The following is a 17,921-nucleotide window of genomic DNA, read 5'->3' on the forward strand; positions in this document are numbered from 1 at the left end:
AACGAATAATTACGGGTTAATATTTAATAATTATTTTTTTATTGAATGTACCTGTAGATGTTTCAGCTTTTATGATATAAGCACCTTCCGAAATAGTCTTAACAGGAATCTTAATAGCATGTGACATTGGTAAATTAGACGCATTCCATGAGGCGATAGTTTGACCTGCAACATTGATTAAATACAATTGCTTAACATCAACAGAAAGCGGTGTATTTACATAAATCTCATTAGATTGATTTAAAAATCTTACTGTAACATTATCGAATTCTTCTTTTATGGTAGATAGCGTTGCATCTTCCTGAAAAGCTAAGTAGAATCTATCTGTGTAATGACCAGCTTCTAAATTCATTTGGAAGTTAACCTCATTGAATCTGGTATAAGTTTCCAAAACACTATCGTATATGAATACATCAATAGTTTCATCGAAGTTTTCTAAATCGTCAAGTGCTATTTCAAAATTTCCTGTTTCGTTAAGAACCATATCCAAAGGATATATTTTAGTTTGATTAAATTCCCCAACCCCTTGAATGACATAATTTTCATCATTGATTTTAAAGGATAGATCACTTGGAAAATCGTCTGCTAAAAGTCCGTCAAAACCATAATCAACACCATCTGTGGCTGCATTATCCGCTGTAAATCCTAAAAGTAAATATCTCATGGCACCTTCCGGTGTGGTAAAGTTAAATCTTATACGTCTAATAATATCGGAGTCTTCATCATCACTAGATTCTTGAGTTTCATTATCAACACTAGACCTAAAGAATATGGATTCACCTGGATTTTCCTTTTTGAATATTCGTTGGTCATTATTGAACGTAATGTTACCGCCTGTTAAGCTACCGTTGACAAAGAAACCTTGTGCCACTGGAATGTAACGTTCAGGTATTTTTGAAGTTAAACCTGCTCCATTGATTTCAGAAGGAACTGTGGATGCAAGACCTCCTGTTTTATTATAGTATGAATATCGTCCTTCATAAGCCGATAGGTAATGAGAATTACTATTAGGTGACTGTTCCCAAAAGACCAGCGTTCCGTCTAACAAAGATGTCGCATTGTCATCTATAAATGTGTTAGCATCAATTGCTGACGGGTAAGGGTTTCCTACCAATGTGGCTTTTGCTCCTGCACTGATACTATTGGTTATCACACCATTATTTGGAAGTCCCCTAAACGTAAAGTTTTGGTCTGATGAACTGGTGTTACTACCTTTCATAGTGAATCCCAAACCAATATTTACAGGCGTACTTGTACCAATTTGGGTCCAACCGCTGTAGTCACTAAAATTTTGATCATCGAAAATATAAAGCCATCTCGAACTTATAGTTAATGGCGAAGGCGATCCATCGTAGCCAGTAGTCCAATCAACAGGAGTTGCGCCGTCATACAATATAGATCCTACTGAATAACTTGTTCCGGAAGTATTTACGGGACTTCCCCAATAATTATAGCTAAATCCATTCTTGGTGCCTTGTTGGTCTCGTTCTAAATAACCAGAACCAGTTACGACACTTCCTGTAGGTTGCAATAATTGAGATTCATCTACAAGATCTAAAACACCATTTATTTCTAGGTATTTATTTACTACTAATGGTTGATCATTTGTGATCGTTAATTTATTATTATCCACAATAAGGCCTAATACTTGAATAGGTCTATCTATGGTTACGTTGTTTTGGGTTTTTACAATACTCCACTCGATACCATTAGTATTAGGAAGCATTAAGTCACTTCCACCTTGCCATGTATTTGCATCATCCCAGTTACTTGTAATTCCTAAACTTATATAAGGTAAAGGTGCTGATTCGGTTTGCATAGAGGTCATATTTCTAAGGGTACCATCAACACCAATGTTGGCAATTAATTTACCTCCTGTGACATCAGAGTTACTTTGATTCATTTGGTAATACGCCATTAAGTTAGACCATGTTATTCCTGAAATATCCAAGGGAATAATTGAACCACGAACCATACCAGTATTATTTTCAATTTCTTGGTTCATCATTTCACGAATCTGTTTTGTGGTCAAAGGGGTATTCCAAATACGTACTTCATCTATCCAACCATTAAAGTGATTTGTTGGCGTATTGTTTACGCGAGACATAGCACCTATTAGCATATTGAATGTATTGGATGTTGGGCTAGGTCCGGAAATACTATTTTTTTGAATTCCATCAACATACAACTTATATGTTGTACCATTGAAAGTTACGGCTATATGATACCATCTATCTGCTGTGATCCCTCCGGCAGAAAGACCAGAACCATTCATTCTAAAGATAATATTGTTGTTCACAAGTCTTAAATCATAACCCGTAGAAAAATTAGTTGCATTTCGTTTCGATAAAATTGTTTGGATGTTGCCATTAATGGCATTTGGCTTGATCCAAGTCTCAATACTGAAGCTTCCTGGTAAATCATAATTATCAGAAAAATTAACACTGTCATCTGATCCATCAAAATCCATAAAACTACCACAGTCAGGAAAACTAACAGCCAATGTAGTTGAATCATCTGCACATGGTGCTGTATTATTTAAAGTCCATGTTAAGGTATAATTTGAACCACTTTCTCCTGTAAAGTTAGCATTTGGATCACTGGTATTAGAGAATGTAAAAGGGCTTCCGGGAGGTACGGAAACTGCCGACCAATTTCCACTTCCATTACCAAACAATTGAATAGTGGTATCGCTACAAGAACTAATCGTTGTTAAATTACTCGCTGAAGCATTTACAAAAGGAATAATATTAATTGATACAGTATCTGAAACTACAGAACAAGGACCAGCTCCATCTGGATCATTCGTTGCGAATGTAAGTATTACAGTTCCTGTATTTTCACCAGCACCTAAGGTATAAGTAGCATTAGGTAAAGTTGCGTTGTTGAACGTACCAGTACCACCAGACCATGAACCAGGAGTGTTTGTAGTCGCATTCAAATTTACTGTTGTACTACTAGAACACGTTGTAATTACTGTGCCAGCATTTACTGAGGCTGCTTCATTTATGGTGACGACTACAGTATCCATATTCGGATTACATACTCCAGATGGATTGTTTGTTGTTAACGTAAGAATAACGCTTCCATTTGTAATATCTGTTGCATTTGGGTTATACGTAGTATTTAAAATGGAAGCATTTGTAAATGTGCCTCCAGTACCTGAGCTCCAAGTTCCAGAAGTGGCACTACCACTTATACTACCGCTCAAAGATATGATATCAGTACTACATACCGTAAAGTCTGAACCAGCATCTGCAATTGCACTTTGATTTACGGTAATAACAACAGTATCCGTTTCAGAACCACAAGGTCCAGATGGATTATTGGTTGTTAGAGTTAGAGTTACTGTTCCAGATGTAATTGTTGGCGTGTATGTAGCGTTTAAATCTGTATTGCTAGAAAAATTACCACTAGGAGCACTCCATGTTGCTGAAGATGCACCTCCACCTACTGAACCACTTAGGACTATGGAACCATCTCCACATATAGTTTGATTAACTCCTGCATAAACAGTAGGAGCGTCATTAATGGTTACTACCATTGAGTCACTTACAGAAGAACATATGCCATCACTAGGTGTGTTTGTATAAGTAAGCGTAACCGTTCCATTAAATATATCACCAGCACTTGGTGTGTAAATGCTACCACTAAAGGCGCCACTACCAGACGTACTCCATGTAACCACTGCATTGGTTCCTCCAAATGTACTCGATGATAAATTTACTGTATCACCTTCACAGATAGTAACATCAGCAGGTGCTACAACTGTTGGAGGTACATTAATTAAAACTGTTTCACCAGTGAGCAAGTTAACACATCCTACACCATTGCTATTTGGGGCATTGGTATATTGAATACTCGTTAATTCATAATTACCTGAAGGTAGATTAGAAAATGTAATAGTACCTGAATTATCGATGTTGAAAGAGCCAGCTGCTGAACCATTAAAGGCATAACTTACAGTTGTATTTGGAGTTCCATTAACAATAATATCATCTCCCAAGCATATAGTATCGGGTACGGCCATTGTAGCTGTTGGGTTTTCAATGATATGAATACGCATAGTGTCTTCTATATCGTCACACCAAGTAAATCCACCACTATCTGCTATTAAGTTAATGGTTACAACATCTCCAGCAACAAGACCAGACGGAAGTGTGTATGTTGCTGTTTCCGAATATAAAGGTCTAGGAGGTGGATCTACTAAAGTACCAACACAAGAACCCCACCAATAAAAGCCATCACAGTATTCAGGAGGATCATATGTTCCGACTGTTGAAAACGTTCCGCCAGATCCATTATCGCTCCATTCCCACTCTGTGTTACTTAAGCCATCAGCATCTCCTGCCATAGTAACCATATTTGTTCCTTCACAAACATAAATGTCGTTACCGGCATCAATACCTGGTGCACTGAAGTTTAATAGGATACCTAACGTTCTTGCCGATGAAGTTCCACAGGCATTACTGGCCGTAACACTAATTTGTTGCCAAAAAGTAACAGTGCCAGTTATATCAACTTCAATTTGGTTAGTGCCTTGTCCTTCAATAATTGTCATTGTTCCAGGAACCGTCCAATTATAAGTTTCAACATTTGAATCGTCAGCCACATAATAAATAGCGGTAGAAACAGGACATAAAAATGACCCAGGACCATTTATCGTTCCTGGTGTTGAAGGCGTGCCGTAGTACACCGTTATTTCTCCCGTTGAAGTAACCGTATTACAGGCATTAGAAGCCGTTATGGTATAATTAAAAACACCACTAATAGCATTGTTGGGGTTTCCATTAATTCTTAACAGACCAGATCCAGAATTATAATTGTAATTGACTCCTGTAGGTAATCCAGTTACAGAAACAGATGTCGCATTGGCAATATTGAAATCGATGTTTTCCACTCTACCAATAGGATTTCCTCCAGTTCTACAAACACTTTGGTCTGCACTAGCAGAAATTAATGCAATCGAAGCATTTGGTTCAACGATTACCGTTATGGTATCTGTACTTTCGCAACCACTCTGTGTTCCTGTAACCGTATACGTATGTGTACCAACAGAAGGTATAAAAGGGATGTTATTCGTTGCTCCATTGTCCCAAGTGTAGGTGGATGCTCCAGAACCAGTTAATGTTAAACTATCGCCTATACAAAGTGTGATATCGCTACTGCTACCATTGGCAAGGGCAGTAACAACTGGAATAGGATTAACAACCATTGTTAAACTTTCGCTTGCAGGAATTGGGTCAGCACATGCAAGATTTGAACTGACTTCTACTGAAACTACGTCACCATTAGATAAAGCAGCGGTTGCATATGAAATTGTATTTCCTCCAACAGGAGATCCATTTAAATACCATTGATAGCTAGGCATCGTACCTCCATTTATTAAACTGGTTATAAAGAAAGTTACATTATCGCCGTCACAAACAGGGTTTGCAGATGCATTTAGTGCAAATGATACAGGTTGCAATGGGTTTACCGTCATTATAATATTATTACTTGTGGTTACGGTATCACAAGGTCCGGATGAAATTTCAACATATATATCGTCTCCATTTGCTAAGCTTGTTGTGGTATAAGTAGCACTGTTATTACCAACCGATACACCTCCAACAAACCATTCGTATTGTGGGCTAGTGCCTAAATTTGAACCTGTAGCTGTGAACGTTACGGATTCTCCTAAACAAATTGGAGAAATAGGAGTAGAGGTAATCGATGCTGTTGCACTCTGAACATTATCTAATACTGTTACTGTTGTTGTACAAGTTGCCGAATTACCGCTGGAATCTGTGACTGTAAGTTCTACATTGTTAATACCAATATTTGAACAATTAAAATTTGTGATATCAGTATCAAAGCTCAATCCGCCACAGGCATCAGAAGAACCATTATTAATGGCATCTTCTGCAATAGCAGCATTTCCTGAAGCATTTAATGTTATTATCAATGGTTGACATACAGCAGTTGGTGCTTGGTGGTCTTCGACTATAACATCAAAATCACAAGTTGAGGTTAGGCCATTCCCATCATCGGCAATGACATCAACAGTAGTTGTTCCAACAGAAAAGGTATATGGGAATGTTATTGGATTACCAGCAATTTCATAGTTAATAAGTGGTGATCCGTTACAATTATCAGTAGCAGTTGCTGTGAATGATAACGTTGCATCACATTGATTAAGATCTGTATTATAAAAAGGATTGACTGTTGGACAAGTAATTACAGGAGGAGTTACGTCTATAACTGAAATTAGCTGATCACAAGTCGCTGTAAGACCTGCAGTATCTGTAACCGTCCATGTCACGGTGTGATTACCAACAGGTAATGGTAATTGACCAGCTAAGTTATTTGTAACGGATGCTACAGTACAATTATCATTTGTAGTCGGTGGCGTCAAAGTTACCGAAGTTGCTTCACAATTAGCATCGGCATTTACGTTTGTGTTTGCAGGGCAAACAATGGTTGGAACTTCGTTGTCTATAACAGTTACCGTGAAAGTACAAATAGTGCTATTTCCATTAATATCTGTGGCGGTATATTCTAATGTTGAGACTCCAATTGGAAAACCAGAACCAGAAGTTAAACCGGTACTATCCGTTTGTGTTACAGTCACGCCAGCGCAATTATCATTTGCCGTTGGTATCGTATAATTAACTATAGCTGAACAAAATCCAGCATCATTATTTAAAAAGTAGTCTGTTGGACAAGAATTAAAGGTTGGAAAAGTTACATCATTTACCACGATATCTTGATCTTGGGTCGTTGTATTTCCGTTACCATCATTATAGGTCCATGTAATGGTCGTTGTTCCTTGGGTTGTAATTGGAAGCGATGCATTGTTGGTCACCGTAACGGTTCCACCACAATTATCTGTAGCAGTTGGCGGCGTTAAGGAAGAAACTTCACATTCCGCAGTTATAGTTGCTAAAGTCGCTACATCAGGCACAGGAGCGGTGAGATCGTCAATAACGATATCTTGATCTTGGGTCGTTGTATTTCCGTTGCCATCATCATAGGTCCATGTCACGGTGGTTGTTCCTTGGGTTGTAATTGGAAGCGATGCATTGTTGGTCACCGTAACGGTACCACCACAATTATCTGTAGCTGTTGGTGGCGATAAGGAAGTAACTTCACATTCCGCAGTTATAGTTGCTAAAGTCGCTACATCAGGCACCGGAGCAGTAACATCATTTATAACGATATCTTGATCCTGGGTCGTTGTATTTCCATTACCATCATCATAGGTCCATGTAATGGTCGTTGTTCCTTGGGTTATAATTGGAAGCTTTGCATTGTGTGTTATCGTAATGGTTCCACCACAATTATCTGTAGCAGTTGGTGGCGTTAAGGAGGTAACTTCACATTCCGCAGTAATATTGGCTAAAGTTGCGACGTCAGGCACAGGAGCAGTAAGATCGTCAATAACGATATCTTGATCTTGGGTCGTTGTATTTCCGTTGCCATCATCATAGGTCCATGTCACGGTCGTTGTTCCTTGGGTTGAAATTGGAAGTGATGCGTTGTTGGTCACGGTGACGGTACCACCACAATTATCTGAAGCAGTTGGTGTTGTTAAGGAAGTAATTTCACATTCCGCATTAATATTGGCTAGAGTTGCGACATCAGGCACAGGAGCAGTGAGATCGTCAATAACGATATCTTGATCTTGGGTCGTTGTATTTCCGTTGCCATCATCATAGGTCCATGTAATGGTCGTTGTTCCTTGGGTTGTAATGGGAAGTGATGCGTTGTTAGTCACTGTGACGGTTCCACCACAATTATCAGTAGCCGTGGGTGGCGTTAAGGAAGTAACTTCACATTCCGCAGTTATAGTTGCTAAAGTTGCTACATCAGGAGTAGGATCGGTATTATCAATAACATTGACTGTCACTGTGCATGTATCAGTCTTACCATTGCCATTATCAGCAGTTAAGGTTACGGAATTGCTTCCCAAATCTCCACAAGTAAAAGCAGTTTGGGATAAGCTTAATCCCAATATATTTCCACAATTCATGAAAGACCCATTATCAATATCATTGACATTTAAAGTGGCATTTCCACTTGCATCTAAGGTTAAGGCGAATGGTGTGCCGATACAGATAGCTGTAACTGCATCTTCAGGACCACCATCAGTGATGCTCCAATTATAAGAAGCAATCATATTGGCTCTTGCAGCAGTAGCGGCAACGGAACAATATTGGCTATTTCCTCCGTTGAAAGTAACACCATTTTTTAGAGCTAAACTATTCCAACCTATTAATATATTTTCATAGTTGGCTGTAGAAAGTGTAATATTCTGGAACATGTTATTCATATTGAGCACAGAAGTAATATTCCAAGCACTTAAGTCTTGATCGAAAGAAAAGGCTCCATTAAACATACTTCCCATCTGTTCAACATTAGAAACGTCCCAAGCACTTAAATCTTGATTAAAGGCAACCGCTCTAAAGAACATAGTGTTCATGAACCTAACTTGAGAAACATTCCATGAATTTAAAGGTTGATTGAAAGCCGAAGCATCACGAAATGTTTCACGCATTAAGACAACATTAGAAACATCCCAATGATCAATAGAACCATTGAAAATAGACGCTTCCCTAAACATTCTCACCATATTGCTTACGGCACTCAAATCTGGAGCGTCAGGAGGGGTTGTTGTTAATTCTAAATTACTACATCCATAGAAGGCATTTTGCATAGAACTCCATGCAATATTTCCCCATTGATTAATTTCAATTATCTTTCTTCTATCACCATTATTATTAAAGTAAATTCTAGGGAAGTTCCCCTGAATTCTTATGGTATAAGTTCCGGGAGTTCCGAAGTCATGGGTGATTGTCCCAGTAATACCGAATTGGTCAAAAATACCGTCATCATTCCAATCTACATCATAATTATAACCACCTCCTACAGTGGGAATGATTATAGATGTTGGGTTAGAAGAACCAGGATTGTCTGTTTTCCAAGTTGTTATAAACTCGTTTTGTGCAGTTAAACTTACGGAACAAGTTAAAGCAATTAAAAATTGAATTAACGAAGAGTAACTCTTTTTCATAATACTATTAGGTTATTGTTATGGACAATAATTATTTAGTACTTAGAATTTTAGAAATAGATTCAAATGGATAAAAATATAGTTGATGAATTAACTATTGAGGGAGGTCAAATATAGAGCGATAAAAATTATTTACAAAATAAAAACACGATAAAGTGTATTAAAACATCGATAAAAATATATTTGTTAAGCGTTTTACGACCTAATTATTGTCGTAATTTGTGGATTTAGTAAGTAATAAAAAGTGATTTAAATTGTTATAAGAAACTGATAATAAGAGTTTTGTATTCTTTTTATAACTCGATTAAAATCACGTATTTACTGTTTATATCTGATATTACATGATTTCCTTACAATTTAACTCTAAATAACAAAAACAAAATGGCAAAAATTATACTGAAAAATGATTAAGAATTCTTAATGGCGATAAATTATTTTTATAAATATTTGTGTAGTTTACAAAGTTATTAGTAAAAAGATTAAATATTTTGGAACTAAGGTAAGTTAGTCGAGATGTCTTTACTATTTACCGAGAATTGAATCGATGATTGAACGAGATTCAAAGTGTTTTTAAAATAAACTAAAAACTCTCATATTAAACTAAAGTATAATATGAGAGTTCTAATTAGATTGGTGTATACTAAGGTTTTATTCTTTAAGAACCTTCACAATCCTCTCTCTATTGGTATTCTTGATTTTCACAAAGTAAACACCATTAGAAAACTTACTTAAATCAATTTCGGTGGTCAAAGCATCGACTGATTTCGATAAAATTTGTTTCCCAAGAATTGAACTAATTTCAACTGTAAAGATTTCAGAATTATTACTAATAAGGAGTATATCCTTTACAGGGTTTGGATAAACAGTCAAGTTGCTAAAATCAGATTCAGCTATACCTAAAGTTTGAACAAATGTAGTATTCCACGTATTTGTAACTATCGCAGGATTAAAATCGAAATAAATTTCTGCGGTATTCGGTATCACATCTCCAACAGCATAATCTGGAAACGGTTTTATCTTAAAAGTGATAAAACCATGACCAACCTGTGAGTCATTACCCTCTGATGGCGGAAGATTAACACCAAAGAAATTCCATTTTAACTGTTTTCCAATACGCTCTAAATTGTATGGATGACTAGCATCTACCATTTTCAGAGTAGATTCGTCTAATTGTTCATTTAAGAGTTCCTCAACCCTTATATTAATAGCATTGGCAGTCCCTGTGTTTTCAAATCTAATGGTGTAGGTTAAATAATCGTCTGTTGAGAACGATGAGAAGAGGATTTCTTCACCATGTTTTTCAGTAATATCGTTAGGGTCGTAAGAACCAACAATGGTTTGTGTTAAACTGGATGTGTTATTCGATGGCGAAATTTCATCAGTCAGTAATTCAATATCAACAGTATTTGTAACCAATTGACCAAGACTAACTGTAGGAAGAATTGGCACTTGCATTTTAACCCATAGACGTTTGGTTTGGTAAGGTTGTAAATTACTAAACGCGTAAGAAAAGCCAGTAGCCGTTATTGTTACCGAAGCAGGATTATAATTGTACCAATAATTAGTAACGTCATGAACACTCAGTAAACTAAGTGCACTATCCATTGTAAAATCTATAGTGCCAGATGTTACTGTTTCATTAGAATTGTTTGTGTAACTGATGTAATTCCAATATTGAAAACCAGGAATTGGTGGTCTCCAAGAGGCTGAAATATCAATTGATAAGTCATTATAAGGCGTTACATTAATAGGAAAATCATAAGTAGTAATTCCAGAACCAATGGGAACTGTGACATTAGAATAACTTGCTGCAGTAGTATTATTAGCGGCATAATCAGCATCTACTGTATAAGAAAGCTCATAGGTTGTAGATGGATTAGATTCATATAAATAATGTGGAGATACGTAAAGATTGTTTATTACACCATCATTGTTTACTTCATAGTTAAACTGTCCTAAGGGAAAATTGATTTCACTAGATTCTTGTGTTCCGTTTCCATTGGTATCCACAAAGGCGTTTAGTTCTATGCCATCGGATTGTTGTAAATTAAAACTTTGACTTTGATCGTACAAATATTCTTGGTATTCAACATCATAATAAGTACCATAGAAATATGCACCCTCTAAATCGCCTCCGTAATAACCACTATTAATATTATTTTGTGTAATAATTTGTGTAGCTGTGAATGTTGTACTATCCACTTGTCCTGGGCCTAGACTAGCTAGTGGTCCGCCAACAAAGTCAAAATCTGCATAATAATCAGCGTCAATGTCTATAATTGGTGCGTTTCCGTTATTGGTAATGGTGAATTCGTAAGCAATAGTATCTCCTGCACTTATAAATCCATCACCATTGAAATCAACATATGTTGCAGTATGGGTTGCATCCAATGGAGAATCAACTCTAATGGTTAATCTGGCCATATCGCAGTTGGTTGGATTTGCAATTTGGCATATTTGATAGTTAATTTGATAAATGCCCATCGGTGCACTAGAGGGTATAGTTAATAGTCCATCAGAACTTAAAGAAATACCAACAGTATTTGGCCCAAGTAAGCTAACATCCAAATCCGCCGCATCAACTGGTAAACCTTCAAAAGTATCATTATCCAATACTTGAAATGTTGTACCGACTTCTATAATGGATGTCACATCATCTGGTTGTGCATTGAGATCATAATTGTCAATAATGATGCCTTCTAATGTATATGCGGTATTATAGGTGTTAGAAGAGGTCACTTGTGCATTAACGAACATGTTTTCATCATCTTCATCTATTTGATCTAAAATAGTTGAATAACCCAATACCTCATAATAATTAGAATATTGACCTGCAGGAATGGTAACTGCTATAGTTGATGTTGTATAATCTGAACTATCGGCAGATCCATTAGTAGTAGTAATTTCAATCTCAGTATCCATTGGGCTTATTTGAGTTAATCGTGGTATAAACTTAAGATCGTATCCTTCCTCAGCAGCTAATCCGTCTAAGGTTAAACCCGTTGAATTATCAGTGTCATTGACGGCTTGCAAGTAGAAATCAGGCAACCCATCATTATCAACAATATTTACAGTAGTCGTTTCTGTTGTATTGGTGGTATTTCCTGAAATGACCGTCACGGTGATGTTTATAGATTCATTAGGTTCGTCTAAGGTATCATCAGTAGTTGGAATTTGAAAACTGCTGGTAGATGTATAACCTGAAGCAATAGTCTTTGTTAGAGTGACAGAAGTATAGTCTGAATTATCTGCTGTACCATTAGTTGTAGTAAGTTCAACAACGACATTTGAATTGTAAGCTCTGTCTAATCTTGCATATACAAAGGCATTATACCCTTCAGTTGTACTAGTATTAGTATAAAGGCTAAGTGTAGGTGTGGTATCATTATCTAAAATTGTTACTGTAATATCAAGACTTGTATTGGTTGTATTTCCTGAGGTAACATTTAAGGTAATGGTATAGGTTTCGTCAATTTCAGTTATGGCATCTTGTAATGTATTGATTGTAAAATATACAGAAAGTTCACCAGCAGGAATAGTTAAAGAAACGGACGTTGGATCATAATCTGATGCATCTGCAGTTCCTGATGTTGTAGATAAATTAATGGTTACGTCAGAGCTAAAATAATTACTTATACTCACATAATGGTTAGAATATCGACCTTCAATTATACTTGGTGTTGTATTTGAATTTATCGTTGGTGTGGTATCATTGTCCCATAAGGTAATATTTCTAGAGATTGTCTCATTTGAAGTGTTATTAGAAGTAACCTCGGCTTCAATTGTAAAATATTCATTTTCTTCGATAGAAGAATCATTGAATGTCGGAATCGAAAGTGGAGTACTGCTCAACTCTCCTGCTAGTATTGTAACTGTAGTTGATAAAGGTGTATAATCGCTATTATCCGCTGAAATTGGAAGCGTTGACACATCTACTATAACATCTGTAGTTGTTGCACTATACATACTCACTGTAAAGGTATAAGTATTGCCCTCTATCACAGAATAACCACTACCACCATTGGTAATATAAACTGTTGGGTCTTGAGAAAAACAAAACATGGAATAGAAAGCGAGTAGAAGAAGTAGTGTAAATTTTTTCATAATGATTGGTTTTGTTTTTTATTAGATGTAGTTTCTTACAAACGGTTGCGTTAAATTAAGAACTTTTAACCAATATAGGTACAATGCGTTCTACTATTAAAACAGCTATAAACAAAAAACTCCTACCTAAGTAAGAGTTTTTATTCTGTATGTTATACTAAAACTAACTTTTTCTAATATGGTAAGTACCAATAATATCTTTCAATTTTAGTTTTAAATCTTCTCCTGAATCGTATACCATTTGTTCATCACTAGGAAAACGTAGTTGTCTTTGATTCAAAAGATGAATATCATCGCTGTTTAAGGCTCTTCTGTCGCCTCTAAAACGTCCAAACACATTTTCAAAAACAAAGCCGCTATCAATGGAAAAGGCATCAATCACTTGGTTTTGTTTTAAATCCGTATAAACAATATCTGCAACAACTTGAGCGGATTTGGTTTGCAATACTTCAACAAACCTTGCTCTTACGTTTATGATTTTATCGATCTTTATATCGTTTCCCAAACTGTCTTTTTTCACATTACCGTTTCTGTCTAGTTTATATTCCCAACCATCGACTATTTGTTTTTCTCTCAGTATCTGACGTTCGTTAAAACGCTCTGGCGATATGTTAATTTGCTTTAATTGCAATTGCATGGCAAAATCGTAATCAATAGTTTCATTAGGATTGGCGTGATAGGTTGTCCAGAATTGATTCAACCCGTAGGTATTAAAATCTACCAATTCGGCTTCCAATTGTTGCGGTATGATTTGACGTGTTTGGTTTTGAATAGACACATGTATATAATCCATTCCTTTTTCATGAGCTTCAGTTATTAAGCTTCTGTTTTCTTCAAAGTTTGGATTTATGTGTTCAATATAACTGAAAATGCCGTGGGCTTTTCTGGCGTTGAATTTATCTCCGGAATCCAGCAATGTAATCCCTTGACCTATTAAATACTCAGATGTTTTATATCTATAATCTACAATTTCAGAACTGTAATCATTAAATTCAAGATGCAATGTTTTCCCATTTATCTGTAAAGGCAACACGCGTTTGATAGCTTTTTGTCTTTCGTCCAAATCCACATAGATATTATAAATTGCTTTGTATTGCTCAGGATTACCGTCTTTTTTAAAATGAGCAATGGTCTGTAAATCTTCTTCCAAAACTTTATAATAGGCGTCCTCAAGCATCACAATATAATCTTGCTTGCGATTTTTGTCTTTATTGTTTTCAAGTTTTCTTAAAGCTTCAGAAATGGCTTCGTCATAATTTCCATGGCTTATGGCGCTTTCAATTTGCTTTTTGGCACTACAAGATACGAGTACCGAAATAAGGGTTAATAATAGTAGAAGCTTTTTCATAATCTTGAGTTTTTATTGGTTATATAATTATAATTTCAATTATGATGCCAAATTAAGTTTTGAGTGTATTCGCTGATGAGTTTATGGGTTAATTTTGTTTCTTTGCAACTCAATAAAAAGGCTTATGTTTCGTACGGAAAACGGTTGTTTTCATCCTATAGAATGTCGCTCGGAAAAACTTCCGAAACAGTTTACATTTCCGTTTTATTATACACCGCATCCACTTTGTATAAAAGCTGCAGATGAGATAAAATCATATTTGTCAACTCAGACTGATTTTGACCATAATTTTGGCTTGGGTCATTCTAAAAAGGGTTTGAAAATCGGAAAAATGTTTGGTGTGATGTTGGTTGAAAATCCAAAAGGACAACTAGGCTATATTGCAGCATTTTCGGGAAAATTGGCGGAAACCAACCACTTAAAAGGATTTGTGCCGCCAATTTATGATACCCTGAATAAAGCTGGTTTTTACAAAAAAAATGAAGCACATTTAAACCGTTTGACTTCTGAAATTGAAACGTTAGAAGACAACTCTGAACTAGAAAATGCCGAAAAATACTTGAAGCAATTAAAGCTTGAAAGTGACCATAAGCTTGAAGAATTTAAAAAGATTGCAAAAGCCAAAAAACAAAAGCGTAAACAACAAAGGGTAGAGGCAGAGCAGAATTTATCTTTGTCAGAGAAAGAAGTGCTTTTTGAAGAATTAAAACAACAAAGTATTCAAAGTAATATTGATCTAAAATATTTGAAACTTAATCTTGAAGCTGAGATTGAAGACGCAGAAAATAATTTAGATGATTTACTAAAACCCATTGAAATTTTAAAACGAGAAAGAAAGAAATTGTCTGCAAGTTTGCAAAAGCAAATCCATGAGCAGTATCAATTTTTAAACGCTAAAGGTCAAATCAAAGACTTAATAGCCATTTTTAAAACTACCGATTTAGGTAAGCCTCCTGCTGCTGCAGGTGAATGTGCTGCACCTAAATTATTTCAATACGCATACGAGAATAACTTAAAGCCTATTGCTATGGCTGAATTTTATTGGGGAATTTCGCCAACAGCAGAAGTTAGAAAACATGGACAGTTCTATCCGTCGTGCAGAGGTCGATGCGAACCTATTTTGGGACACATGATGCAAGGTTTGGATATAGAACCAAATCCAATAGAGTTAGCAGGCGTTTATAATGGTGAATTAGAAATTATCTATGAAGATGATTTTATATTAGTTATAAATAAGCCTCACGAGTTTTTATCTGTTTCAGGTAAAACCATAAAAGATTCCGTGCTAACCCGAATGCAAAACTATTTACCAAATGCAACAGGGCCATTATTATTGCATCGTTTGGATATGTCAACTTCCGGATTGTTATTAGTGGCTAAAAACGAGAGAACCCATAAAAACCTTCAAAAGCAATTTATCAATAGAAGCGTAAAAAAACGTTATGTCGCTTTATTGGATGGCAGTTTAGAATTAAAAAAAGGAATGATCGATTTGCCGCTTCGGGTAGATTTAAATAATCGACCAAGACAATTGGTTTGCTTCGAACACGGCAAAAAAGCAACCACAACATATGACGTTGTCGAGGTAAAGCAGAACAAAACCAGAATTCATTTTTATCCGATTACAGGAAGAACACATCAATTACGCGTTCATGCAGCACATCAAAAAGGCTTGAATATGCCAATTGTTGGCGATGATTTATATGGAATGCCATCAAATCGATTACATCTTCATGCAGAAACTTTGGGTTTTGAACATCCTGTGAAGAAAGAATGGGTTAGTTTTAGTTGTGAAGCACCTTTCTGAGTTGGTAGTTTTCAGTTGGCAGTCTTCATTGATTTAGTTGTTCACTTCAAACTCGACTATGGATTCAGCAGGAATATAATTACCATATAACACTATCATTCTGTCTTTATATTGTGTCTTCTTTAAGGAGCTTTGTGAAAAAAATTTTATTTACAATCCATATTTTCAAACTTAAACAAAAAAAGAAGATTAAAGTTATTCAACCTTAATCTTCTTTTCAATATTTTCTTACTTCTTACTTCTTCTTTTTCGGATTGAAAACAGGCAACAACTGTGTCTTAACCTGCCCGAAACCAATTCGTATATCGTCATTTGCGCAATAACCTCTCATAATAACCGTATCATTATCATTGATAAATTTACGCTCCGTACCATCTTTCAACTTTACAGGTTTTGTGCCTTTCCAGCTCAATTCTAGCATGGAACCATAAGAATCTGGTGTTGGTCCAGAGATGGTTCCACTTCCCATCATATCTCCAGAATTTATTGGACAACCATTAATTGTATGATGTGCCAACTGTTGCGCCATATTCCAGTACATATATTTAAAATTCGATTTTGCAACCGTAGTTTCTTTGCCTCCTTTTGGTTGGATTCCAACTTCCAAATTAATATCAAAACTCTTTTTGCCTTTCGTTTGAAGATATTCCAAAGGTTTTGGGTTTTGTTTTGGGCTTTCGGTTCTAAAAGGCTCTAAAGCATCCAATGTTACAATCCAAGGCGACATTGACGATGCGAAACTTTTACCTAAGAATGGCCCAAGTGGTACATACTCCCATTTTTGGATATCTCTTGCAGACCAATCATTGAACAATACCAACCCAAAGATATATTCTTCAGCTTCCTCAATCGGAATTGGTTCGCCTAAGTCATTGGCGTCCGTTGTTATAAATGCCATTTCCAATTCAAAATCCACTAATTTGGAGGGTCCGAATATAGGTTTATCAGCATCGGCTGGCAAAGTCTGCCCTTGCGGACGATGAATCGGAATTCCCGAAGGAATAATAGATGAACTACGACCATGATAACCAACTGGCATATGCACCCAATTTGGCATTAATGCGTTGTCTGGATCTCTAAACATCGTTCCAACATTGGTGGCGTGTTCTTTACTGGCGTAGAAATCGGTATAATCACCAACTTGTATAGGTAGCTGCATTTCAATTTCGTCCAAACGAAACAAAATAGTTTCTTTATGCGGATTATTATTTTTTAAAGTGTCGTTTTCAGCATCAAAAATCTCAGCGATTCTATTTCTAACTAAACGCCATGTTTTTCTACCATCAGCAATAAAATCATTTAAGGTATCTTGTAAAAAGATATCATCTGTTAAAGGTATCCCCTCAAAATAGCCCAGCTGATGTAATGCACCGAGATCAATTGCTGTATCTCCAATACGCGTTCCGATCGTAATAATGTCGTCTCTGGTTAAGAAAACACCAAAAGGAATATTCTGAATTGGAAAATCTGAATTTTTACCGACATGTAACCATGAGGTACGATCTGGATTGTTGGCTGATAATGGCATAGTGTTATTGTTGATTAAATGTTCATTAATTCTATTCAAACCTACATAATTTTTGATATTTAAACTAATGTATTCACTA

Annotated in this window: 5 protein-coding genes; 1 reads left to right on the forward strand and 4 read right to left on the reverse strand. The window is 36.0% G+C overall.

Annotation, left to right across the window (positions count from 1 at the left end; all coding sequences use genetic code 11):
* Positions 1 to 16: 16 nt before the first annotated feature.
* The 3 genes from HM990_RS06325 to HM990_RS06335 all read right to left on the reverse strand — a co-directional run bounded on the left by HM990_RS06325 (position 17) and on the right by HM990_RS06335 (position 14,507).
* Entirely contained in the window at positions 17 to 9,055 is a 9,039-nt protein-coding gene (locus tag HM990_RS06325) for a BspA family leucine-rich repeat surface protein (RefSeq protein ID WP_178988119.1), read from the reverse strand.
* Positions 9,056 to 9,703: 648 nt separating this feature from the next.
* On the reverse strand, positions 9,704 to 13,159 hold the full coding sequence (locus HM990_RS06330) for a DUF7619 domain-containing protein (RefSeq protein ID WP_178988120.1): 3,456 nt from the start codon (positions 13,157 to 13,159) through the stop codon (positions 9,704 to 9,706).
* A 163-nt stretch (positions 13,160 to 13,322) separates the two neighbouring features.
* Positions 13,323 to 14,507: a hypothetical protein gene (locus HM990_RS06335; RefSeq protein ID WP_229719397.1), complete on the reverse strand. Its 1,185-nt coding sequence runs from the start codon at positions 14,505 to 14,507 to the stop codon at positions 13,323 to 13,325.
* A gap of 124 nt (positions 14,508 to 14,631) precedes the next feature.
* Between HM990_RS06335 and HM990_RS06340 the strand changes: the two genes are divergently transcribed.
* Positions 14,632 to 16,314 (forward strand): RluA family pseudouridine synthase, encoded by a 1,683-nt coding sequence (locus tag HM990_RS06340; RefSeq protein ID WP_178988121.1) that lies wholly within the window; start codon positions 14,632 to 14,634, stop codon positions 16,312 to 16,314.
* A gap of 235 nt (positions 16,315 to 16,549) precedes the next feature.
* Here HM990_RS06340 and fahA read toward each other — a convergent pair whose 3' ends face one another.
* Entirely contained in the window at positions 16,550 to 17,842 is a 1,293-nt protein-coding gene (gene fahA / locus HM990_RS06345; protein WP_178991875.1) for a fumarylacetoacetase, read from the reverse strand.
* Between the last annotated feature and the right edge of the window lie 79 nt (positions 17,843 to 17,921).

Origin of the sequence: Winogradskyella schleiferi (genome assembly GCF_013394655.1) — a bacterium.
GTDB lineage: Bacteria > Bacteroidota > Bacteroidia > Flavobacteriales > Flavobacteriaceae > Winogradskyella > Winogradskyella schleiferi.

What these genes read in the sequence shown, in the direction of transcription:
- HM990_RS06325 (WP_178988119.1), bottom strand. Translation starts at nt 9,055, where the DNA reads ATGAAAAAGAGTTACTCTTCGTTAATTCAATTTTTAATTGCTTTAACT.
- HM990_RS06330 (WP_178988120.1), bottom strand. Translation starts at nt 13,159, where the DNA reads ATGAAAAAATTTACACTACTTCTTCTACTCGCTTTCTATTCCATGTTT.
- HM990_RS06335 (WP_229719397.1), bottom strand. Translation starts at nt 14,507, where the DNA reads ATGAAAAAGCTTCTACTATTATTAACCCTTATTTCGGTACTCGTATCT.
- HM990_RS06340 (WP_178988121.1), top strand. Translation starts at nt 14,632, where the DNA reads ATGTTTCGTACGGAAAACGGTTGTTTTCATCCTATAGAATGTCGCTCG.
- fahA (WP_178991875.1), bottom strand. Translation starts at nt 17,842, where the DNA reads ATGCCATTATCAGCCAACAATCCAGATCGTACCTCATGGTTACATGTC.